Below are 21,392 nucleotides of genomic sequence, written 5' to 3'. Positions count from 1 at the left end.
TGCCCATGACCCCAACTGACACGGCCAATCCAATCGACCTGCTGGTGATAGGCGGTGGCATCAACGGCGCAGGTGTCGCCCGCGACGCGGCCGGGCGCGGCCTAAACGTGATCCTGTGCGAGAAAGACGACCTCGCCCAAGGCACGTCCTCCCGCTCCGGCAAATACATCCATGGCGGCCTGCGCTACCTGGAATATTACGAATTCCGCCTGGTCCGCGAAGCGCTGATCGAACGGGAAGTCGTCCTCCAGGTCGCCCCGCATCTTGGCTGGCCCCTTCGCCTGATCCTGCCCCACAGCCCCGAACAGCGCCCGCGCTGGCTGATCCGGCTGGGCCTGTTCCTCTATGACAATCTGGGGGGCCGCAAACGCGTGCCCGGCACGCGCGCCGTCAATCTGACCCGCGCGCCCGAAGGGCAGATCGTCAACGCCCAGTTCAAAAACGCCTTCGCCTATTGGGATGTCTGGATCGACGATGCCCGCCTCGTCGTGCTGAACGCCGTCGATGCCGCCCGCCGCGGGGCAGAGGTGCTGACCCGCACCACCTGCACCTCCGCCCGACGCGACGGCGGGCTGTGGCACGCCACCCTGCGCGACAGCCGCACCGGGGCGACCCGCAACATCACCGCCCGCGCCATCGTCAACACCGCCGGTCCGTGGGTCGAACAGGTGCTGGGCAACGTGGCTGGCGTCAATTCCCAGCGCCGGGTGCGGCTGGTCAAGGGCAGCCATATCATCACCAAACGCTGGTGGCAGGGCGACCATGGCTATGTGCTCCAGGCGCCCGACAAACGACTGATCTTCGTCAATCCGTATTTCGATGATCTGGCCCTGATCGGCACCACCGATATCCCGTTCTCTGACCGGCCCGAGGATGTGCAGATCGCGCCCGAAGAAACCGATTACCTCCTGACCATCCTCAACCGCTATTTCACCACGCAACTGACGCCCGATGACGTGCTCCACAGCTATTCCGGGGTCCGCCCGCTCTTTGATGACGACGAAAGCAAAGGGGCCTCCGCCGTCACCCGCGATTATACGTTTGAACTGGATGGCGGCGGGGATCGCGCGCCCATCCTGTCTGCTTTCGGTGGTAAGCTGACGACCTATCGCAAACTGTCGGAACATGCATTGCAGAAACTGGTGCCGTTCTTCCCGGCCATGGCCAAGGATTGGACCGCCACCGCGCCGCTGCCCGGTGGCGATGTGCCCGGCGCCGATTTCGACAGCTGGTTCAAAGGTTTCGCCGCCGATCATCCCTGGCTGCCCGATCCGCTGGCCCGCCACTATGCCCGCTGTTACGGTACGGATGCCCCCAAACTCCTGGCGGGCGCCAAGGCCCTGCCGGACCTCGGCCAACATTTCGGCGCGCTTTTTTATGAGGTCGAGGCCGACTGGCTCATCCAAAACGAATGGGCCGAAACCGCCGATGACATTCTCACCCGGCGCACCAAGCATGGCATCTTCCTGACCAAGGCGCAGATCGCGGCCTTTGACCAATGGCTGCAACAGGCCGCAGCCGCATGACCGGATGGGACAGCCTGCGCGCCTCTGACAACTACGCCGCCTTGCTGGACGTCTCCGCCCGGCTTGGCAGCAACCCCCTGCAGGTTCAGGGCCCCGGCGGCAATACTTCGATCAAGTCCGAGGGGTGCATGTGGGTCAAGGCATCGGGCACCTGGCTGGCCGATGCCTTGACCAAGGATATCATGGTCCCCGTGGATGCCGCGGCCCTGTTGGCCTCGCTCGATCAGGATATCCCGGATACCGGTTTCGTGCCCGCCGATGTGGCGCAAACGGATCTGCGCCCCTCGATCGAGACATCGTTTCACGCAGCCCTCCCCTGGCCCGTCGTCTTGCACACCCATTGCGTGGCCACCCTCGCCACCGCGATCCGCGCCGATGCCGCGGCGGTGGTGGCGGATAAGCTGGCAGAGTTCGACGCGGCGTTCGTGCCCTATGTCAAACCCGGGCGTGACCTGACCCGGGCGATCCTGGCCGCCACCACGCCCAAGACCCGCGTGATCGTTCTGGGCAATCACGGCCTGATCTGCTGCGGTTGCACCCCCGCCTCCGCCGAAGACCTTTTGCGCCGGGTCAGTGCCGCATTGGAGCCTCGTGGCCTCCTGTCTGCTATTCCGACCTTCGATGATTTGGCGGAGAGCTTGGGAGGCACAGGTTGGGTGCCTGGACCTCCCCAATCTCAGCATGTTGGGTTAACTGACAATATACTGGGGTTGGCAAACGGAGAAACACTTTACCCAGATCATCTTGTCTTCCTGGGTCCAGGCATTGCCCTTGGTGATCCCTTCACAACTGATCTCAGCGACAGCCTGGAAAGGATCGAACACCTGGATCCTCCGCGCCGTTTCGTTGTTTTTCCGGGTATGGGCGTTGCGATCCCCGGGGGGTCGTCTCCCGCCGTTCAGGCCATGGCGCGGTGCTTGGGCGATGTTTTGCTACGTGTCCCCGCGGGGACAAAGTTGAACCGGTTGACTGCTGCGGACGAAGCCGCGTTGCTGGATTGGGATGCCGAAGCCTACCGCAAAAGTCTGGCGGCCCGGGAATGACACCGGTTGCCCTTGGCATCGACGTTGGGACCAGCGGCATCCGCGCCGCAGCCCTTGACCCCGATGGTGGGCTTGTCGCCGCTGGGCAGGCCACGATGGCAGAGGCCGGGACAGACCCCTGCAACCCCGCGACTTGGGCCGCGGCGTTGCGATTGTCGCTCAACCGGCTGGCTGATCGGATGCCGCTGTCCCGGATCGGAGCGGTTTGCGTTGACGGAACATCGGGGACGGTGCTTGGCCTGGATGCTGCGGGCGATCCCGTTGGCAGGGCGCTGATGTATAACGACACGGTGGACGATCTCGAAATCGTCACGGCCATCATGGCCCACGCGCCCCAGCAGAGTGCCGCCCGCAGCGCTTCGTCGGCCCTGGCGCGGGCCTTGCAGCTGCAAGGGCGCAGCGGAGTGGCCCGTATCCTTCACCAGGCCGACTGGGTCGCTAGTTTGCTGACCGATGGGGTCTTGCCATCCGATGAAAGCAACGCCCTGAAAACCGGGTATGACCCCGTGGCCCGGTGCTGGCCCGATTGGATCGGGACGACTGGCATGCGACGAGCCCTGCTGCCAGAGGTTGTCCCCGCGGGGACAGTCTTTGGCCAGACATCGGGCGCATTGGGTCTGCCCCAGGGCGTGCCGCTCGTTGCTGGGCTGACCGATGGCTGCGCGTCTTTTCTGGCGACGGGGGCGGATGCGCCGGGCCATGGGGTGACGGCGTTGGGTACGACGCTGACGATCAAGGTATTGAGCGAGGCGCCGATCGTTGCCCCCACATATGGCATCTACAGCCACCGGATCGGCGATATGTGGTTGGCCGGTGGAGCCTCGAACAGTGGCGGTGCGGTCCTCCTCCAACATTTCACGCCGGACCAGATCACGACCCTTTCCGCCCAGATCGACCCGGATCGGGACAGTGGTCTTGACTACTATCCGCTGCCCAAAGCCGGGGAGCGTTTCCCGATCAACGACCCCGATCTGGCCCCGCGGCTGGACCCGCGCCCCACGGACCGGGTCGCGTTCCTTCATGGCCTACTTGATGGGGTCGCGCGGATCGAAACCTTGGGATATCAGCGGCTTAGGGAGCTTGGGGCTCCTGCAATGACCGGGCTTTACACCGTTGGCGGGGGTGCCAAAAACGCGGTCTGGACCCGGATGCGGGCAAGGTTGACCGGCGCCACCGTGAAACACTCCCTGTCGACCCAAGCGAGCGAGGGGGCTGCCCGCCTCGCCCTGCCGCATCTGCCATGACAACGCGGATCACCGGGATTTCGCAGATCCTCGACGGGGTCGATGCGGTGCTTTGCGACCAGTACGGGGTCCTGCATGACGGGCAGGTCGTGTTCGACGGCGCGTTGGAGTGCCTCACCCGGATCGTGGCCCGAGGCGTTCCAATCATCGCTGTCACGAATTCTGGAAAATCAGCGGCGGCCAATGCTGCGCGACTGGCCCGCTTCGGGTTTGACGCGACCTTGATCAGCGGCGTTCTGAGTTCGGGGGAGGTGGCGCGGCACAGGTTGAGCGCGGCCCTCACCGCCGGTGAAATGCCAATTAAGGCAAAGGTTTATGCGGTTCAGACGGATACCGAGGCTGACCTGCTGGCTGGCCTTGATGTTGAGATGGTGGACTGGACGAAGGCGCCTGATCTTGTTCTGCTCGCCGGGGTCGATCCCGTTGGGACCAGTCGGGAGAGTTATGGCGCGCGGCTGGCGCCTCTGGCCAAACGCGGGGTCCCGGTTTGGTGCGCGAACCCGGATCTGGTAAAATACACGCCCCAAGGGCCGATGTTCAGCGCGGGATTGGTGGCGCAGGACTATGCGCAGGCCGGGGGCGACGTGACCTATATCGGCAAACCGTCAGCGGTGTTCTTTCGCCAGGCGCTGACCATGGTCGGAGCGGTGCCGCCCGCGCGTGTGCTGATGATCGGTGACAGCCCGGTGCATGATATTGCCGGGGCGGCGGCGGTGGGGGTGCAGACCGTGTTGATTGAAAGCGGGGTTCAGGCCGGGGAACAAACGCGGGATGCCACGGCCACTTATGCGATGGAACGGTTGGTTTGGTAGCCGGTGTATGAAAGGTGGTCGCAGCGCCGATCAAATGCCCTGCCCGGCTGATAGGCCGGGCATCGGCCGACCTCCCCCCGGAGGCCGATTTTGCGCCATTTCAAATCGTGGAGCGGTCGGATGATTTGATGACTGGGGCAGCTGCTCAACTGTTTCGAACGCCCTCCAGGTCGGGCTATATCCTCATCCAGTCGAACTGACCTTTTGCATTTCAATCAGCGCAATAGGCCCGCAGGGTGGCAACGCAGCCGTCGGACCACAGCTGGTTGAGCCAGCTTTCGAACGCCGTGGCGAAGCGGGAGGCGGTGGCGAGATCGCCGTAGATATGCGCTTGCTCCAACCATGCCATGGGACGGTGCCTGGCCGTGCGCGCCGTCGCCTGAAGATCGGCCCAGTGCGGATCGTTGGGCTGGATGGTGGAGCCGTCTTCGCGGGTGCCGTCACACATGCGGGCCCAGAGCGCTTCGACCAGGGCCAGCCCCTCTATCGCGGTTCCGGCGGTCAAGGCATCGCGGATGATGGGCAGCACAAATCCGGTATGGCGGGCAGAGCCGTCAAAGGCCACCCGGCGGGTCGTGTCGCGGATCGCCGGGTTGGCGAACCGCCCGGCAATCATGTCGATATAGGCGTCAGGTGTCGTGCCGGGCACGGGGGCGACATGGGGCGCAATCTCGCGCTGTTCGATCCTGTAAAAGAAAGCGCGGATCTCCGGATGGGCCATGCAATCGGCGATGGTACCCAGGCCCAGGATCTCTCCCGGATTGGCGATGACCTGGTGCCCGGCATTCAGAAGGCGGATCTTCATGGCTTCATAGCTGTGGACATCACTGGTGAAGGTGGCGCCAACCCTGTCCCAGTCGGGACGCCCGGCGCAGAAGCTATCTTCGATCACCCATTGGCGGAAGTTTTCGTGGGTGACGGGAGCGGCATCGTCGATGCCGAAACTGCAGGCCAGGGCAATCTCGGCCGGGCCGGTGGCGGGCACGATGCAATCGACCATGGAATTGGGGAAGGTGCACTGGGCGTCGATCCAATCGGCGAGGTCTGGATCGGACAGCCGCGCAAGGGACACGACCGTCTGGCGCAGGATCGCGCCATTGCCCTGCAGGTTGTCGCAGCTTTGCCCGGTGAAGGGCCCGTGGCCATTTCGGCGGCGCTGGTTCAAGGCGGCGACGATGGCGCCAAAGGCCGTGCGGGGGCTGTCGGGATGGGCCGTGTCATGTTGGATATCGGGGTGCGTGGCATCGAGGCCGCCCGTGGCCGGGTCGATGTAATATCCGCCTTCGGTGACAGTGAGCGCAACGATGCGGATGGCCGGGTCCGCCATCTGGGCAATGAGGGCAGCATTGTCAGGCTCCACGGGCAGGAAGCCAGTCATGGAGCCGCAGATTTCAGCCGAGGTGGCGGCGGGGTCAAGTTCGATCAGCGTGGTCAGGTGGTCCTGCACCCCGAGCTTGTCGCGCTGCCAGGCATCGTTGGGGCGGACGCCGGCGCCGATGATGGCCCAGTCGTGGTTGAGGCCCTGGTCGAACAGGCGGTGAAGGTACCAGGCCTGGTGCGCGCGGTGGAAATTGCCCAGGCCGATATGGACGATACCGGGAGTGAGGGCAGCGCGGTCATATTGCGGCACGCGGACCTGCGGCGACAGGTCGGGCAGGGTCGCGTTGGACAATTTCAGCGGCTGGGTCAGCTCATCCATTGGCCACCATCGACGTTGTAGGTTTGGGCCACGATGTAGTCGGCCGCGTCGCTGGCGAGGAAGACGGCCACGCCGGTCAGATCCTCGGCCCGGCCCATGCGGCCATGGGGGACGGCGGCGGCGACTTCGGCCTTTTTCTGGCCGCGTGGTTTGTTCTCAAACCGCGCGAATAAGGCGTCGACCCCGTCCCAATGTTCGCCATCGACCACACCGGGGGAGATGGCGTTCACGTTGATGCCATGCTGGATCAGGTTCAGCCCGGCAGATTGCGTGAGGGAGATGATGGCCGCCTTGGTCGCGCAATAGACGGCGACAAGGGGTTCGCCGCGGCGTCCGGCCTGGCTGGCCATATTGATGATCTTGCCGCCCTGGCCCCGGTCGATCATGTGGCGGGCCACGGCCTGCAGGGTAAAGAGCGTGCCAGCGACGTTGATGTCGAAGGTGCGGGCGTAATCTGCGCGCTCGATCTCTATGATGGGGGCGGCGGTGAAGATCGCGGCATTGCTGATCAGGATGTCGATATGGCCCAGGGTCTGGATCGTTTCGGCCACGGCGCGGTCGATGCTGGCCTGTTCGGTGACGTCAAGCTCGATGGCAGTGGCGCCGATTTCGGCGGCGGTTTCTCGGGCGCGCGCGATGTCGATATCGGCGATGGCGACCCGGGCGCCTGCGTCGATATAGGCCTTGGCGAAAGCGGCGCCGATGCCCCGGGCCCCGCCGGTGATCAGGGCAGTTTTGCCGGTGAGTTGGGTCATGGGATACGGAGCCCTTCTGCGTCAAAACGGTGGATCTGATCGGCGCGGGGCGTCAGGTGGATCGTGTCGCCGTGGCTGAAATTGACTTCGCCGGGCGCGCGGACGGTGACCATGTCGGCAAGGCCGGTTTCGTGGATGTGAAAGAACGTGTCGGACCCCAGATGTTCGGCCACGCCAACCTTGCCCGTCCAGGTGCCGCCCGTTTCACCGACGTCGATATGTTCCGGGCGAATACCGATCGTCTGGGCGCTGTGTTCGGCGGCGGCGGGCCCCTCGATCAGGTTCATTTTGGGCGAACCGATGAAGCCCGCGACAAACAGGTTGCGGGGCGCGCGGTACAGATCCAGCGGGGAGCCCACCTGTTCGATATGGCCGGCCCTCAGGACCACGATCTTATCGGCCATTGTCATTGCCTCGACCTGGTCATGGGTGACGTAGACCATGGTGGTTTTCAGGCGTTTATGCAGTTCGCTGATCTCCAGCCGCATGCCGACGCGCAAGGCGGCATCAAGGTTCGACAGCGGCTCGTCAAACAGAAAAGCGGCGGGTTCACGCACGATGGCCCGGCCAATGGCGACCCGCTGGCGCTGGCCGCCGGACAACTGCCCGGGGCGGCGGTCCAGATAGTCGGTGAGGTTAAGGGCAGCGGCGGCCTGTTCGATCCGGCGGTCCTGTTCGGCCTTGTCGATCTTGGCCATGCGCATGGGAAAGGCGATGTTCTTGCGCACGGTCATGTGCGGGTAGAGCGCATAGGACTGGAACACCATGGCCAGGCGGCGTTTGGCCGGGGGCTGGTCGGTGGCATCCGCCCCGTCGATGTGGATGGCACCCGATGTGGTATCCTCTAACCCTGCAATCAGGCGCAGGAGGGTGGATTTGCCACAGCCGGAGGGGCCGACGAAGACCGCGAATTCCCCATCCTCGATCGTCAGGTCCAGAGGCGGGATGACCTGCACGTCGCCGAATGATTTCGTGACACTGTCGAGGGTGATTTGTCCCATATTGGTGTCTCCTTACTTGACGGCACCAAAGGTGAGGCCGCGCACCAGCTGTTTTTGGCTGAACCAGCCCAGGATCAGGATCGGCGCGATGGCCATGGTCGAGGCGGCGGACAGCTTGGCGTAAAACAACCCTTCCGGGCTGGAATAGCTGGCGATGAACGCGGTGAGCGGGGCGGCCTTGGCCGCGGTGAGGTTCAGGGTCCAGAATGCCTCGTTCCAGGCGAGGATAATGTTCAACAGTACCGTTGAGGCGATGCCGGGGATCGCCATGGGGGTCAGGACGTACAGGATCTCTTCGCGCAGACCGGCGCCATCCATCCGCGCGGCTTCCAGGATCTCACCGGGGATTTCCTTGAAATAGGTGTAGAGCATCCAGACGATGATCGGCAGGTTGATCAGCATCAAAACGACGGTCAGCCCGATGCGGGTATCCAGCAGGCCCATCTGGATGAAGATCAGGTAGATCGGGTAAAGGACGCCCACGGCTGGCAACATCTTGGTCGAGAGCATCCAGAGCAGGATGTCTTTGGTCCGTTTCGACGGGACAAAGGCCATGGACCAGGCGGCGGGCACGGCGATGACGATGCCCAGGAGGGTGGAGCCGCCCGCGATGATCACGGAATTCCACAGGAACCGCATATAGTCGGACCGTTCCTGGACCACGGTATAGTTTTCGAGCGTCCAGTCGAAGAACAGGAACACGGGCGGGTCGGCGATGGCCGTGGCCTCTGTCTTGAAACTGGTGAGGATGGTCCACAGGATCGGGAAAAAGATCAGCAGGCCGACGGCCCAGGCCAGGACGGTGTTAATGATCTTGCGTTGCTGGGATACGGCGCGGGCCATGGTCAGATCCTCCTCACGCGTCCAGGTTCTTGCCGACGATGCGCATCAGGAAGAGCGCGACGATATTGGCGAGGATCACGGCGTAGATCCCGCCAGCGGAGCCAAGGCCGACATTCTGGCTTTCGAGCACGCGCTGGAAGATCAGGTAAGTGAGCGTGCGGGTGCCAAAGCTGCCCTGGGTGGTCACAAAAATCTCCGCAAAGATCGACAGCAGGAAGATCGTCTGGATCAGCACGACCACCGTGATCGCGCGGGACAGGTGCGGCAGGATGATGAAACCGAACCGCGCGAGGGGCGGGGCGCCGTCCATCTCTGCGGCCTCCAGCTGTTCACTATCGAGGGATTGGATGGCGGTCAGCAGGATCAGTGTTGCGAAGGGCAGCCATTGCCAGGATACGATCATGATGATCGACCCGAGGGAGGCTTGGCTCAGCCATTCCACCGGGGTCAGTCCGAAGGCCTGCCACAAGTGGGCGAAAAGGCCATTCACCGGATCCATGAACATGTTTTTCCAGACCAGGGCAGAGACAGTGGGCATGACGAAAAACGGTGCGATCACAAGGATGCGGACGATGCCTTGGCCCCACATCGGCTGATCCAGCAGCATGGCCAGCAGCACGCCGAATACCACGGTGATCGCAAGAACTCCGCCCACGATGACGAGCGTGGCCTGGACGCTGGGCCAAAAGGCGCTGGAGGTGACGAAGCGGGTGTAGTTTTCAAAACCGACCCAGCCCAGATCACCGCCGCGCAAGGGCAAGTATTTCTTGAACGAGAAATAGAGCGTCATGGTGAGCGGGACGAGCATCCAGCCCAAGAGCAGCACCACGGCGGGGGCCATCATCAGGCGGGCTGCGGAGCGGGAATGCTGTGTGGCCATGACACCTCTCCTGTCCACGGGGCGTGGTTAATGGGTTAGTCAGCGATGCGGGGTTAGGGTGTTCGAAGGGCCGGAGTGGGTGCCCTTCGAACGGGGAGTAGCGTACCGCCGCCAGCCCCCGGGGGGACGGGCGGCGGCAGGCTTTAGTAACCTGCGGCTTCCATCTCTTCCGCGGTGATGGATTGCGCCTTGGCCAGGGCTTCTTCGACGGTCTGCTGACCGGCGAGGGCGGCTGACATTTCCTGCCCGACCTGGGTCGCGATGCCCGCGAATTCGGGAATGGCCACGAATTGCACGCCGGTATAGGGTACCGGATCCACCGTTGGTGCGGTCGGATCGGCGGAGTTGATGGAGCCCAGTGTCATCTCGGCGAAAGACGCGGCCTCGGTATAGGCCGGGTTTTCGTAAAGGGACGTGCGCGTGCCCGGTGGAACATTGGCCCAACCTTCGTTTTCAGCAACCAGGGCTGTGTATTCCTTGCTGGTGGCCCAGGCGACGAATTTCTTGGCCGCATCGGTCGCGTCAGAGCCCGCGGGGATGGCCAGGGACCAGGCCCAGAGCCAGTTGCCGCGCTTGCCCAAGCCATTGTCCGGCGCCAGCGCAAAGCCGACCTTGTCGGCTACGGTCGAGTCGTCAGGGTTGGTCACGAAAGAGGCCGCGACGGTGGCGTCGATCCACATGCCGCATTTGCCCTGCTGGAACAGCGACAGGTTTTCGTTGAACCCGTTGGTCGAGGCGCCCGGAGGACCGTAGTTGGTCATCAGGTTCATGTAGGTGTTGAGCGTGTTCGCCCAGGCCTCGCTGTCGAACTGGGGCGTCCAGCTTTCATCGAACCAGCGCGCGCCGAAGGAGTTCGACATGGCGGTGAGGAAGGCCATGTTTTCGCCCCAGCCGGCTTTGCCGCGCAGGCAGATGCCATACACTTCGTTGTCTTTGTCGGTCATGGCTTCAGCGGCCTGGCCGATGAACTCCCATGTGGGGGCGTCGGGCATTTCCAGACCAGCAGCTTCCATCAGGTCGGTGCGATACATGACCATGGAGCTTTCGCCATAGAACGGTGCGGCGTAAAGTTCGCCATCGACGGTCAGACCGCCGCGGATCGCGGGCAGGATGTCATCGGCATCCCATTCAGCGGGCAGGTCGTTCAGTGAGACCAGCCAATCCTGCGCACCCCAGATCGGCACCTCGTAGGTGCCGATGGTCATGACGTCGAACTGACCGCCCTTGGTGGCGATGTCTTGGGTGACGCGCTGGCGCAGGACATTTTCTTCCAACGTGACCCATTCCAGGGCGATGTCGGGATTTTGCGCGGTGAAATCGTCAGTCAGGCCCTGCATGCGGATCATGTCGCCGTTGTTGACGGTCGCAATGGTCAATGTCGTGGTTTCGGCGTAGGCGGTCGAGCTTGCGGCAATGGCCAATGCGCTCGCCACGCAAAGTGACGGTCTCAGTTTCATCCTTGTCCTCCCATGGTGCTTTGGATGTCTTGTTTTTTGAGACAAAGGTAGGGAGAATCGCGACGCGGAGTCAATAAAAACTTTACGCGCGCAAATATTTTAGGCCGAGGCGCGCATGACCAGGGTGCCGTCAAACAGGGTTTCGGAGCGGGTCTTTGGCGTCTCACCGCCATCGATCATGGTGAACAGCGTCTCGACGCTGCGATCTGAGATTGCAGCATAATCCTGGGCCACGGTCGTGAGCGGCGGGCAGGTGAAGCGGGCAAAGGGATGATCATCATGGCCCGCGATCCGCATCGCGTTGGCCGGGTCGTGGCCCACACTGATCCCCAATTCGAACGCGGCGGACAGCAGCCCGATGGCGAGGCGGTCATTGCTGCACAAGACGGTATTGGTGGCAAAGGTCTTGGCCGCGATCACCTTTTTGCCCTCGCCATAGCCGGTATCCTCAAAATCCCAGCCTGCGCCATCGACACTGATCACCTGGGGGCGCAAACGGAACTGCGCCATCGCGTTCAGATAGGCGATGCGGCGTTTGTTGGCGTTGGGATTGGCGGCATTGCGGATCTCGAAAAAGCACGGCGGTTCCCCGGTGCGGTGGAGGTAATCGACCAGCATGGTGATGGATTGACCGTTATCCATGCCGATAAAGGCCGATCCGATCCCGTCGATATTGCTGTCGAACAGAACGGTTGGGATGTCGGCGCAAAACTTTTCGAGGGTCGTCTTGTCAGAGGCGCGTCCCAGGGGCGCCAGCAAAACACCGGCCGGGCGCATGGAGCGGAGGTTATCGAGGATGTCGTTTTCCAACTCGGGCCGCCCGTGGGAACTGAAGAGCGACGGGGAAAAGCCAGCATCGAGGCAGCGGTTTTCCAGATTGCGCGCGATCTCGGCAAAAAAGGGATCGGCGAGGTAGGGCACAACGATCCCGATCGTCTTTGTCAGGCGTCGGTTCTGGTTGATGGCATAGATGTTGGGACGGTAATCATACTGTTTAAGTGCCTCTTCGATGCGGGTGCGCGTCGCAGGCCGGACGCTGCCGGGATCGTTGAAGTATTTTGAGACGGTGGGGCGGGACACACCGCTTTTGGCGGCGAACTCCTCCATATTCCTGATCTTGCTATCGCCCATATCGTGCCTTTGCCTGCGCCTGGACCTTCCCCCAAGGATTGGTATCTAAAAATTTGTCGCGCGACAACTTTCTCTTCCCATGTAAAGTTTGAGGCCTTGCGCGCGTTAAGCGAAACGTCACCTGTTTGTCGCATCGCACAGCAGTGGCGTGCTGCGCATTGGGGGTGGCGGCGGCCCGGCTTTGGGTATTGTCTGCTTCCACACACGCCAACAGGCACACGCTTTACGGTGCCCACGGCGATGGCAATGGCATGGGGTGATCATGGATCCGGTTCTGTTTCTGGCGTTTTTGACCACAACGCTGTTGTTCCTGGTGGTCCCGGGGCCATCCGTGGCCTTTGCGACAGCCCAGGCCCTGAAATACGGAACGCGGGCCGCTTTGGTCGCCACTGCGGGGGATGCGTTGGGAACCGTCGTGCATATCGTGATCGCGGTCAGCAGCCTGGCCGCCCTGATGGCCATGTCTGACATGGTGCTGCCCTACTTGCAGGTCGCGGGCGGGATTTTCATACTCTACATGGCGTATCAGACGGTGTTCGGGGCGGAGGGCACCGTGGGCCAGCCTGCCAAAGCGTCGGGCCGTGCCACGTTCTGGGCCGGGTTTTTCGCCTGTGTTGCCAATCCCAAGGCGATTGTCTTTTTCGTGGCGTTGTTCCCTGCCTTCATCTCGCCTGACCATAACGTGTTGCTGCAAAGCGTGGTGTATGGCGCGATTTTCATCGTTCTGGATGCGGTGTCGATCCTGGGCTATGCGCTGTTGACGATGCATGCGGTCAGACGCACCACGCGGCGCTGGCTGAAGCCCGATCTTTTGAGCGGTATGGGCCTGTTCGGTGTTGGCCTTGCCATGGTGATCAAGGGATATCGCGCGATCCCGCAGACCTAGACCCGACGGATATCGCAATGGGGTTGCTGACAATAAAGGGGCGCGGATGTGGGTCCGCGCCCCTTTATTCATTGTGTTTGATCGTTAGTGCTTCACGTCAAACCGGTCGAGATCCATGACCTTGGTCCAGGCGGCGATGAAGTCGGCTGCGAACCGGTCCTTGGCATCGTCCTGGGCATAAACCTCGGCAATGGCGCGCAACTGGCTGTTGGATCCAAAGACTAGATCGACCCGTGTGCCGGTGAACTTGAGGTCACCGGTGGCGCGGTCGCGACCCTCGAAGACGTCCTGCCGGTCGGATATGGCTTTCCATTCGGTACCCATATCCACGATGTTGCGGAAGAAATCGTTGGTCAGTTGGCCGGGCGTATCGGTGAAGACGCCATGCTTGGTCTGATCAAAGTTGGCTTCCAACATCCGCATGCCGCCGACAAGCACCGACATTTCCGGCGCGCTGAGGGTCAGCAACTGGGCCTTGTCGACCAGCAACTCCTCGGCCGAGATCGAGAAATCGGACTTCAGATAGTTGCGGAAGCCGTCTGCGGCAGGTTCGAGCGGGTCAAAGGAAGCCGCATCGGTCTGCTCGGCTGTTGCGTCGCCACGGCCCGGGGTGAACGGCACGTCGAGGTCGTGACCGGCATCCTTGGCCGCTTTTTCCACCGCGGCGCTGCCCGCCAGCACGATCAGGTCAGCGAGCGAGATCTTTTTGCCGCCCGACTGTGCGTCGTTGAACCCTGTCTGGATGCCTTCCAGCACGGTCAGGACCTTGGACAATTGGGCGGGCTGGTTGACCTCCCAATCCTTTTGCGGGGCCAGGCGGAGGCGCGCGCCATTTGCACCGCCGCGCTTGTCGGAGCCCCGATAGGTCGAGGCTGAGGCCCAGGCCGTGGTCACCAGTTCCGCGATGGTCAGGTCAGAGGCGAGCACCTGCGCCTTGAGATCCGCGATATCCTGTGCGTTGACCAGATCATGGTCCGGCGCCGGGATCGGGTCCTGCCAAATCAACTCTTCGGACGGGACCTCTGTGCCCAGATAGCGGCTGATCGGGCCCATGTCGCGGTGGGTCAGTTTGAACCAGGCGCGGGCATAGGCATCGGCGAACTTTTCAGGGTTGGCCAGGTAATCGCGCGAGATCTTTTCGTAGGCCGGATCCATCCGCATGGCCATGTCGGCGGTGGTCATCATCAGGTTGACCGTGCCATTGCCATCGACCTGGGGCGCGTGATCATCCTCGGCCAGGCCCTTGGGTTGCCACTGATGGGCACCGGCGGGGCTTTTGGTCAGCTCCCACTCATACCCGAAGAGTACGGTGAAATAGCTGTGATCCCAGGTGGTTGGGGTGGGTGTCCAGGGCCCTTCGATGCCGCTGGTGATGGCGTGGATACCGCTGCCGGATTCGTGCGTGCTGAGCCAGCCAAGGCCCATCGCCTCCATCGGGGCGCCTTCTGGTTCGGCGCCGACATGGGCAACGTCACCGGCGCCGTGGGCCTTGCCGAATGTGTGACCACCGGCGGTGAGAGCCACGGTTTCCTCGTCATTCATGGCCATCCGGGCAAAGGTTTCACGGATGTCCCGGGCCGAGGCGAGCGGATCGGGGTTTCCATCGGGACCTTCGGGATTGACGTAGATCAGGCCCATCTGGACGGCGGCCAGCGGGTTTTCCAGCTCCCGGTCGCCGGTGTAGCGTGTGTTGGGGCCGCCGCTCTCTTCAAGCCATTCCTTTTCCGCGCCCCAGTAGATGTCTTCTTCCGGCTCATAGATGTCAGCCCGTCCACCGGCGAAGCCGAAGGTCTTGAACCCCATCGACTCCATGGCGACGTTGCCGGCCAGGATCATCAGGTCGGCCCAGGAGATCTGGTTGCCGTATTTCTGCTTGAGGGGCCAGAGCAGGCGGCGGGCCTTGTCGAGGTTGCCATTGTCAGGCCAGCTGTTCAGGGGCGCAAACCGCTGGGTGCCGGAGGTGGAGCCCCCACGGCCATCGGCGGTGCGGTAGGTTCCGGCGCTGTGCCAGGCCATGCGCACGAAGAACGGGCCGTAATGGCCGTAATCGGCGGGCCACCAGGCCTGACTGTCGGTCATCAGGTCGGTCAGGTCTTTTTTCAGGGCTTCCAAGTCCAGCTTGTTGAACTCTTCGGCATAATCGAATTCTGCGCCCAGCGGGTCTGCCACGGGTGCGTTCTGGTGCAGGATCTTGAGGTTCAGCTGGTTGGGCCACCAGTCACGGTTGGACTGCACGCCGAATGTTGTGTGCAAAACGCCGCCGCCCATAACCGGGCATTTGCCTGCCTTGTCGATATCGTTGCCGTCCATGTCGCTCTCCAATCGTGGCTGGGTGTGTTGAGTGGGTTCAAACCGGTGCTACGGCGGCGGGGGCGGGCAATGGATATGTGTGATGCATGGCTCTCCTCCGCTGCTATTGGAATCGTTCTAACAGATCCGTTCCATTGGCTTAAGTTGCAATTTCTAATCAGTTCCATAACTTGGTATTATGATGAATGTGACGCTGAAGCAGTTAAAGTATTTCGAAGCACTGGCCCGGCAGGGACATTTCGGGCGGGCGGCGGATACTTGTGCGATCTCGCAACCTGCCTTGTCGGTCCAGATCAAGGAATTGGAGGAAACGCTGGGCACGCCCCTGTTTGAACGCGCCGCGCGGCAGGTGCGGCTTACCAGCTTTGGCGAGGAATTCGCCTTGCGTGTCAGTGATATATTGCGGTCGGTCGATGAGTTGGGAGAGCTGGCACGCGCCGCCCGCAAGGGGCTGGTGGGGCGGCTGCGGATCGGGGTGATCCCGACCATTGCGCCCTATCTGCTGCCGGGGATCATCAGCAATCTGACCCGCGTCCATGGGGGGCTTGATGTCCATGTGCGCGAAACGGTGACGCCGCGGTTGATCGAAGAGTTGCTGGAGGGTCGGCTGGATACCGCCATCGTGGCCCTGCCCGTTTCGGAAGCGTCGCTGGAGGAAGTGGCGTTGTTCACCGAAAACATGGTGCTGATCCGTCCGGGGGCTGATGCCGGGGAGCCGGTGCCCAGCCCCGACCGGCTGCGCGAGATGCGATTGCTGCTGCTGGAGGAGGGGCATTGTTTTCGCGACCAGGCCCTGTCCTTTTGCAACATCCAGTCGGCGATGCCGCGGGACGGGTTGGATGGCAGCAGCCTGTCGACGCTGGTGCAGATGGTGGGGGCAGGTATCGGCGTGACGCTGATCCCCGAAATGGCCCTGTCGGTTGAAACGCGGTCGGCCCCTGTATCGGTTGGGCGGTTCCAAAGCCCGCAACCCTCGCGCACGGTGGGTATGATCTGGCGCAGGACCAGCCCCCTGGCCCCGCAGCTGACCAAGATTGCCGAGATTGTGTGCCAATCCGCCGAGGAACAGCGGGCTGCCTCAGCGGAGGTCTGACATCCATTCCAGGGTCGCGTCAGTCGGCCCACCGGGTTTGTACTCTGCGCCCAGCGGCGCGTCCCAACCCAGATCCGCGATAGCCGCAAAAATACCCGCATAGTTCAATTCGCCATGGTCGGGCCTGCCCCTGTCGGGGACAGAGGCGAACTGGATATGCCCGATGATCGGCAGCAGGTCTGTCAGCCGGGTGATCACATCCCCTTCGGTGCGGCCCACATGGTAGCAGTCGAACATCAGTTTCAGGTTGGGTGCGGCAAGTTCTGCGATGATCTCGCGGGCTTGGTCGGTGGTTTGCAGGAAGTATCCGGGCGCGTCGTGGCGGTTCAACGGTTCAATCAGGATGGTTTTAGCACCTGCGGTTTTGGTTGCGAATTCCAGGTTCCGCAGAAAGGTCTTGTGCCCTCTGGGGCCGCGGGAAAAACCGGCCATGACATGGATTGCGCCTGCACCGATCGCGGTGGCGTAGTCGACGGCCTGGGTTATGGCGACCTGGGCGTCGGCCTCACGGCCGGGTAGGGCCGACAGGCCGTTTTCGCCGCCAGCGACATCGCCGCGACGTGTGTTGAGACCTAGCATCGGTAGGCCGGTTTCCTGCAGTGCCGTCAGGGTCTCGGCGGCGGGGATGTCATAGGGCCAGTGGCATTCGACCGCGTCGAACCCGGCGGCCTTGGCGGCGCGGATCGCGTCTGGCAGGGGCCGGTCAGCCCAGAGAAAGCCCAGATTGGCAGAAAATTGCGTCATGCGTCCCAGTCCACATCGAATTTGGTGACCAGGGCCGTGATCTGGTCGGGTGTGAGGCCGCGCGCCGGGACGCCACGCATCATCATGGCGAGGCGGGCGCCGTCTTCGAGCTCTTCAATGGCGTGGCAGGCGGCCTCCACGTCCTTGCCGGCCACGACGGGGCCGTGATTGGCCAGCATCACGGCGGAGCGTTTGCCAGCAAGGCCGCGCACCGCCTCCCCCATCGCCGGATCACCGGGTAGGAAAAAGGGCAGGAGCTTCACGCGGCCCAGCTTCATGATGGCATAGGGGGTAAGTGGCGGCAGGAAATTATCCGCGTCGACATCGGGCATCATCGACCAGGCGACGGAGTGGCAGCTATGGAGGTGGACCACCGCACCAGCAGTGCTGCGCGTGTCGTAAAAGGCGGTGTGGAGGGGCATTTCCTTGGTCGGCTTGTCGCCATCGACGTGTTGACCGGCTGGGTCGAACCGGCTGAGCATTGCGGGGTCAAGCCGCCCGAAGCTGGTCCCCGTGGGGGAAACCAGCAGGCCGCCATCCTCGGTCCGGGCCGAAATGTTGCCAGTGCTGCCATGGGTCAGGCCCCGGTCGAACAGGGATTTGGCCAGCAGGCAGATCTGTTCGCGCAACTGTGTTTCCGTCATGCGGAGCCCGCCAGGAGGGCATCGGCCTTGGCAAAGAAATCCGGCGCGCCGAAATTGCCGGATTTCAGCGCGACGACGAGGTCGGGGCGTGCACGGAGAGCCGGGACGCCGGGGTCGATCTCTGGCCCGATCTCCAGTGTTGTCAAACCAAGGCCTTCGACGATGGCGCCCGAGGTTTCGCCGCCTGCCGTAATCACCCGGGTGACGCCACCTGCGACGGCGAGGCGGGCGGTTTCGGCAAAGAAGGCCTCCAGCATGTCAGACGCTTTTTCGCGGCCATAGGTCTGTTGCACTTGGTGGACGACGCTGGGATCGGCGGAGCTGTAGGCGAGCGGCAAGCCGTCGGCGTTCAGCAGCCAGTCAGCCAGGTCTTGGGCCGTCAGGCTGCCTTCGATGACATCGGCGGCGATCACCTCCCGCGTGGGACCGTGATGTTGGGCGACCTGGCCGCGCGTGGCGATGGAGCAGGAGCCGGACAGGGCGATGGCGCTGCCGGGCTGGCCGGTCCATGGCGCGGTGGCCGCCTTGCACCCGAAATTGGCAGGGAGACCAAGCGCCACGCCGGAGCCCCCGGTGATCAGGGGCAGGTCACGCGCAGCCCGGCCGATCTGGATCAGGTCGTCGTCGCGGATGGCATCGACCACGATATGGCGCTTGCCCCCCTTATGTTCGGCCTCAAGCGCGGCGCTGATAGCGGCAGCCCCGGCAAAGACGTGGGCCGCGCCGACATAGCCGACCGCATGGCGCGTTTGAGGGGCGAGCCAGCGGCGCAGGTCGCTGTCCGTCATGGGTGTCAGAGGGTGGTTCTGCATACCGCTTTCGCTGAGCAGCGTGTCATTGACGAAAAGATGCCCCTGGTAGACCGACCGCCCGGTGCCAGGAAAGGCGGGGCAGATGATGACTTTATGCGCGTCCAAAGCCGCGGCCAAGGCATCGGCGACGGGGCCGATATTGCCCTGGGGCGTGCTGTCAAAGGTGGAGCAATATTTGAAAAAGAACTGCTGGCACCCCTGCGCCTTGAGCCAGTCGAGCGCGGCGAGCGATTGCGCAACCGCGTCGGCGGGGTCGATGGAGCGTGATTTCAAGGCAATCACTCCGGCTTGCACGTCGGGAGCAGCGGGCTGGTCCGGGATGCCGGTATATTGCACCGCGCGCATCCCACCCTTGGCCAGCGTGTTTGCCAGATCGCTGGAGCCCGTGAAATCGTCGCCGATACAGCCCAGCAGCATCAGCGTTCCCCCGGCAAGGTCAGGCCCGCATTGCGCGCGTACACTTTGGCGACGGCGGCGTCATCTTCAGCCCCTAGGCCCATCCCGGCGGCAGCGAGGAACTGTTGCAGTGCGGCGGCGGTGATCGGAGCGCCAAAGTTGGAAGCGCGGGCGATATCCAGCACGATCCCCAGATCCTTGGGCCAGATATTGACCGAGCTATGGGGCGTATAATCGCCCGCCGCGATATGCGGCGCGCGGTTTTCCAGCATCCAGGACGTGCCCGCGCATTTGCTGATCACCTCGACAAACTGATCGGGATCGACGCCCTGGGTCATGCCAAAGGTCATCGCCTCGGCCATGGCGGCGATGTGAACGCCTGCCAGCAGTTGATTCACGGCCTTCATGGCGGACCCAGCCCCCGCGGTGTCGCCTAAGCGGAACACCGTTTCGGCCGTCGCATCCAGCACCGGCTTGGCCGCGTCAAAGGCGGCTGGCGTCCCGGACGCCATGATCGAAAGCTGGCCCTTTGCGGCTTTGAGCGACCCGCCAGAGATGGGTGCGTCGAGATAGTGAATACCGGCGGCGGTGCAGCGCGCCTCCATCTGCCGGGCGAAATCCGGGGAGACCGTGGCGCAGGCCATGACGACTGCGCCGGGTTTCAGGTGTGGCGCAATACCTGCCTCTCCAAACAAGACCGCCTCTGTCTGTGCCGCGTTCAGGACGACGACAACGACAGTATCCAGGTCGGGGGCGACATCCGCCAGCGCGCCCGCCGTCCCACCGTCACTGCGGAAACGGTCCATCTGCTCAGGGCGGACATCAAAGCCAAACGTGGTGTGTCCGGCGGCGACCAGGGAGGCGGCCATGCCGTAGCCCATGGAGCCAAGGCCAAAGACAGCGATTTTCGAAGGGTTGGTCAGGGGTCTGCTCCCGTCTGAATAGATCCAGTGATCTGTGTTAATGTATACGTTAATGCGCAGGGCGGGGCTGATGCAAGGCACTGAGCTTACTACTTCGCATGTTCCGGAAAGAGGTCGGCCAACCCTTTGGCAGAGGCGTCGCAGATGCCGCGCTCGGTGATCAGGCCCGTGACAAGGCGGGCGGGCGTCACGTCAAAGGCTGGGTTGCGGCCGGGCGTGGCATCTGGGGAGATCTGCACCTCTGTCGTGGTGCCATCCGCGAGCTTGCCCTGAACGCGGGTCACCTCGGTGCCGGTCCGTTCCTCAATCGGGATCTCGGCCAGGCCATCCGATATGGTCCAGTCGATGGTGGGCGATGGCAGCGCCACGTAGAACGGGATGCCGTTGTCATGGGCGGCCAGCGCCTTCAGATACGTTCCGATCTTGTTGCAGACATCGCCTGATGCGGTCGTGCGGTCAGTGCCGACGATGACCATATCAACCTCGCCATGTTGCATCAGGTGGCCGCCCGCATTGTCCACGATCAGGTCATGTGGCACGCCATTGCCCACCATTTCCCACGCCGTCAGCAAGGCGCCCTGGTTGCGGGGGCGGGTCTCATCGACAAAGACATGAACGGGAATCCCGGCCTCCTTCCCGTGATAGATGGGGGAGGTCGCGGTGCCCCAGTCGACGGTGGCAATCCAACCGGCATTGCAATGGGTGAGGATGCGGACCGGGTCGCCTGGGGCCTTCTTGGCGGCGACCTCCTTGATCAAAGATAGGCCGTTAAGACCGATCTGGCGGTTGATCTCGACATCTTCATCGCAAATGTCAGCGGCCCTCTGGAAGGCAGCGTCGGCGCGGGCCGCGTCGGGCAGGGGGCGCAAGTGGGTGCGCATCCGGTCGAGCGCCCATCGCAGGTTGATGGCCGTGGGGCGGGTCTGATGCAGCACGTCCCATGTTTCATTTAGTGAAGCATCCGAAGGATCGCGCGCCATCTGTTCGGCCATGCCATAGGCGGCGGTCGCGCCAATCAGGGGGGCGCCGCGCACCCACATGTCCCGGATGGCAGTTGCGAATTCTTCCCGGGTTTTCAGGGTGACGACCCGAAATTCATGGGGCAGCCAGCGCTGGTCGATGATGCGCACGGCACCGGTTTCACCGTCTCGCCAGATGGATCTGTAATGGGTCTCGCCGACTTTCATCCCGCA

The 21,392-nt window shown here is 63.1% G+C and carries 19 protein-coding genes; 6 read left to right on the top strand and 13 right to left on the bottom strand.

What is annotated here, in order from left to right; genetic code table 11:
• Positions 1-5: 5 nt before the first annotated feature.
• Genes IU397_RS17665 through IU397_RS17650 form a run of 4 tightly spaced genes read left to right on the top strand, consistent with a single transcriptional unit; the run spans position 6 to position 4,625 of the window.
• A complete protein-coding gene (locus IU397_RS17665) occupies positions 6-1,526 on the top strand; it encodes a glycerol-3-phosphate dehydrogenase (RefSeq protein WP_204416316.1) in 1,521 nt (506 codons plus the stop codon).
• On the top strand, positions 1,523-2,569 hold the full coding sequence (locus tag IU397_RS17660) for a class II aldolase/adducin family protein (RefSeq protein WP_204416314.1): 1,047 nt from the start codon (positions 1,523-1,525) through the stop codon (positions 2,567-2,569). Before IU397_RS17665 ends, IU397_RS17660 begins: the two co-directional genes overlap by 4 nt.
• Positions 2,566-3,813 (top strand): FGGY-family carbohydrate kinase, encoded by a 1,248-nt coding sequence (locus IU397_RS17655; RefSeq protein ID WP_204416311.1) that lies wholly within the window; start codon positions 2,566-2,568, stop codon positions 3,811-3,813. The genes IU397_RS17660 and IU397_RS17655 overlap by 4 nt, the downstream gene beginning before the upstream one ends.
• Positions 3,810-4,625, top strand: coding sequence for a TIGR01459 family HAD-type hydrolase (locus IU397_RS17650; protein ID WP_204416309.1), 816 nt, complete (start codon positions 3,810-3,812; stop codon positions 4,623-4,625). Before IU397_RS17655 ends, IU397_RS17650 begins: the two co-directional genes overlap by 4 nt.
• 211 nt (positions 4,626-4,836) lie before the next feature.
• On the opposite strand, the gene IU397_RS17645 is transcribed toward IU397_RS17650, so the two are convergent.
• The 7 genes from IU397_RS17645 to IU397_RS17615 all read right to left on the bottom strand — a co-directional run bounded on the left by IU397_RS17645 (position 4,837) and on the right by IU397_RS17615 (position 12,391).
• Complete coding sequence (locus IU397_RS17645) at positions 4,837-6,324, bottom strand: mannitol dehydrogenase family protein (RefSeq protein ID WP_204416307.1); 1,488 nt, start codon at positions 6,322-6,324, stop codon at positions 4,837-4,839.
• A complete protein-coding gene (locus IU397_RS17640) occupies positions 6,312-7,079 on the bottom strand; it encodes an L-iditol 2-dehydrogenase (RefSeq protein ID WP_204416305.1) in 768 nt (255 codons plus the stop codon). The genes IU397_RS17645 and IU397_RS17640 overlap by 13 nt, the downstream gene beginning before the upstream one ends.
• Positions 7,076-8,080 (bottom strand): ABC transporter ATP-binding protein, encoded by a 1,005-nt coding sequence (locus IU397_RS17635; protein WP_204416303.1) that lies wholly within the window; start codon positions 8,078-8,080, stop codon positions 7,076-7,078. The genes IU397_RS17640 and IU397_RS17635 overlap by 4 nt, the downstream gene beginning before the upstream one ends.
• 12 nt (positions 8,081-8,092) lie before the next feature.
• Complete coding sequence (locus tag IU397_RS17630; RefSeq protein ID WP_204416301.1) at positions 8,093-8,923, bottom strand: carbohydrate ABC transporter permease; 831 nt, start codon at positions 8,921-8,923, stop codon at positions 8,093-8,095.
• Positions 8,924-8,936: 13 nt separating this feature from the next.
• Positions 8,937-9,803, bottom strand: coding sequence for a carbohydrate ABC transporter permease (locus IU397_RS17625; RefSeq protein ID WP_204416299.1), 867 nt, complete (start codon positions 9,801-9,803; stop codon positions 8,937-8,939).
• Positions 9,804-9,946: 143 nt separating this feature from the next.
• Positions 9,947-11,260 (bottom strand): sugar ABC transporter substrate-binding protein, encoded by a 1,314-nt coding sequence (locus tag IU397_RS17620; protein WP_204416297.1) that lies wholly within the window; start codon positions 11,258-11,260, stop codon positions 9,947-9,949.
• A gap of 99 nt (positions 11,261-11,359) precedes the next feature.
• Positions 11,360-12,391 (bottom strand): LacI family DNA-binding transcriptional regulator, encoded by a 1,032-nt coding sequence (locus IU397_RS17615; protein ID WP_204416294.1) that lies wholly within the window; start codon positions 12,389-12,391, stop codon positions 11,360-11,362.
• 262 nt (positions 12,392-12,653) lie between these two features.
• Here IU397_RS17615 and IU397_RS17610 point away from each other — a divergent pair, with 262 nt between their 5' ends.
• Positions 12,654-13,277, top strand: a complete 624-nt coding sequence (locus tag IU397_RS17610) for a LysE family translocator (RefSeq protein ID WP_204416293.1) — start codon at positions 12,654-12,656, stop codon at positions 13,275-13,277.
• Positions 13,278-13,361: 84 nt separating this feature from the next.
• Here the strand turns inward: IU397_RS17610 and katG are convergent, their stop codons facing one another.
• On the bottom strand, positions 13,362-15,587 hold the full coding sequence (gene katG, locus IU397_RS17605; RefSeq protein ID WP_204416291.1) for a catalase/peroxidase HPI: 2,226 nt from the start codon (positions 15,585-15,587) through the stop codon (positions 13,362-13,364).
• Positions 15,588-15,765: 178 nt separating this feature from the next.
• Here katG and IU397_RS17600 point away from each other — a divergent pair, with 178 nt between their 5' ends.
• Positions 15,766-16,680, top strand: coding sequence for a hydrogen peroxide-inducible genes activator (locus IU397_RS17600; protein ID WP_204416289.1), 915 nt, complete (start codon positions 15,766-15,768; stop codon positions 16,678-16,680).
• On the opposite strand, the gene IU397_RS17595 is transcribed toward IU397_RS17600, so the two are convergent.
• The 5 genes from IU397_RS17595 to mtnA all read right to left on the bottom strand — a co-directional run bounded on the left by IU397_RS17595 (position 16,666) and on the right by mtnA (position 21,386).
• Positions 16,666-17,424: a hydroxypyruvate isomerase family protein gene (locus tag IU397_RS17595; protein WP_204416287.1), complete on the bottom strand. Its 759-nt coding sequence runs from the start codon at positions 17,422-17,424 to the stop codon at positions 16,666-16,668. The genes IU397_RS17600 and IU397_RS17595 overlap by 15 nt on opposite strands.
• Complete coding sequence (locus tag IU397_RS17590) at positions 17,421-18,068, bottom strand: aldolase (protein WP_204416285.1); 648 nt, start codon at positions 18,066-18,068, stop codon at positions 17,421-17,423. Before IU397_RS17590 ends, IU397_RS17595 begins: the two co-directional genes overlap by 4 nt.
• The gene (gene otnK / locus IU397_RS17585) at positions 18,065-19,297 is read right to left on the bottom strand and encodes a 3-oxo-tetronate kinase (protein ID WP_204416283.1); all 1,233 of its coding nucleotides are present in this window, start codon (positions 19,295-19,297) and stop codon (positions 18,065-18,067) included. The genes IU397_RS17590 and otnK overlap by 4 nt, the downstream gene beginning before the upstream one ends.
• Positions 19,297-20,199, bottom strand: coding sequence for an L-threonate dehydrogenase (ltnD, locus tag IU397_RS17580; RefSeq protein WP_204416380.1), 903 nt, complete (start codon positions 20,197-20,199; stop codon positions 19,297-19,299). The genes otnK and ltnD overlap by 1 nt, the downstream gene beginning before the upstream one ends.
• An 89-nt stretch (positions 20,200-20,288) precedes the next feature.
• Complete coding sequence (gene mtnA, locus IU397_RS17575) at positions 20,289-21,386, bottom strand: S-methyl-5-thioribose-1-phosphate isomerase (protein ID WP_204416281.1); 1,098 nt, start codon at positions 21,384-21,386, stop codon at positions 20,289-20,291.
• Positions 21,387-21,392 lie beyond the last annotated feature (6 nt).

The organism is Actibacterium sp. 188UL27-1 (genome assembly GCF_016901225.1).
In the GTDB taxonomy this organism is placed as follows: domain Bacteria; phylum Pseudomonadota; class Alphaproteobacteria; order Rhodobacterales; family Rhodobacteraceae; genus 188UL27-1.
The sequence above is the reverse complement of the archived record's forward strand: the minus strand, read 5'-3'. Positions and strand labels throughout refer to the sequence as shown.

Excerpts from the sequence above, each read along its gene's own strand:
- IU397_RS17665 (WP_204416316.1), top strand. The coding sequence starts at position 6 with ATGACCCCAACTGACACGGCCAATCCAATCGACCTGCTGGTGATAGGC.
- IU397_RS17660 (WP_204416314.1), top strand. The coding sequence starts at position 1,523 with ATGACCGGATGGGACAGCCTGCGCGCCTCTGACAACTACGCCGCCTTG.
- IU397_RS17655 (WP_204416311.1), top strand. The coding sequence starts at position 2,566 with ATGACACCGGTTGCCCTTGGCATCGACGTTGGGACCAGCGGCATCCGC.
- IU397_RS17650 (WP_204416309.1), top strand. The coding sequence starts at position 3,810 with ATGACAACGCGGATCACCGGGATTTCGCAGATCCTCGACGGGGTCGAT.
- IU397_RS17645 (WP_204416307.1), bottom strand. The coding sequence starts at position 6,324 with ATGGATGAGCTGACCCAGCCGCTGAAATTGTCCAACGCGACCCTGCCC.
- IU397_RS17640 (WP_204416305.1), bottom strand. The coding sequence starts at position 7,079 with ATGACCCAACTCACCGGCAAAACTGCCCTGATCACCGGCGGGGCCCGG.
- IU397_RS17635 (WP_204416303.1), bottom strand. The coding sequence starts at position 8,080 with ATGGGACAAATCACCCTCGACAGTGTCACGAAATCATTCGGCGACGTG.
- IU397_RS17630 (WP_204416301.1), bottom strand. The coding sequence starts at position 8,923 with ATGGCCCGCGCCGTATCCCAGCAACGCAAGATCATTAACACCGTCCTG.
- IU397_RS17625 (WP_204416299.1), bottom strand. The coding sequence starts at position 9,803 with ATGGCCACACAGCATTCCCGCTCCGCAGCCCGCCTGATGATGGCCCCC.
- IU397_RS17620 (WP_204416297.1), bottom strand. The coding sequence starts at position 11,260 with ATGAAACTGAGACCGTCACTTTGCGTGGCGAGCGCATTGGCCATTGCC.
- IU397_RS17615 (WP_204416294.1), bottom strand. The coding sequence starts at position 12,391 with ATGGGCGATAGCAAGATCAGGAATATGGAGGAGTTCGCCGCCAAAAGC.
- IU397_RS17610 (WP_204416293.1), top strand. The coding sequence starts at position 12,654 with ATGGATCCGGTTCTGTTTCTGGCGTTTTTGACCACAACGCTGTTGTTC.
- katG (WP_204416291.1), bottom strand. The coding sequence starts at position 15,587 with ATGGACGGCAACGATATCGACAAGGCAGGCAAATGCCCGGTTATGGGC.
- IU397_RS17600 (WP_204416289.1), top strand. The coding sequence starts at position 15,766 with ATGATGAATGTGACGCTGAAGCAGTTAAAGTATTTCGAAGCACTGGCC.
- IU397_RS17595 (WP_204416287.1), bottom strand. The coding sequence starts at position 17,424 with ATGACGCAATTTTCTGCCAATCTGGGCTTTCTCTGGGCTGACCGGCCC.
- IU397_RS17590 (WP_204416285.1), bottom strand. The coding sequence starts at position 18,068 with ATGACGGAAACACAGTTGCGCGAACAGATCTGCCTGCTGGCCAAATCC.
- otnK (WP_204416283.1), bottom strand. The coding sequence starts at position 19,297 with ATGCTGCTGGGCTGTATCGGCGACGATTTCACGGGCTCCAGCGATCTG.
- mtnA (WP_204416281.1), bottom strand. The coding sequence starts at position 21,386 with ATGAAAGTCGGCGAGACCCATTACAGATCCATCTGGCGAGACGGTGAA.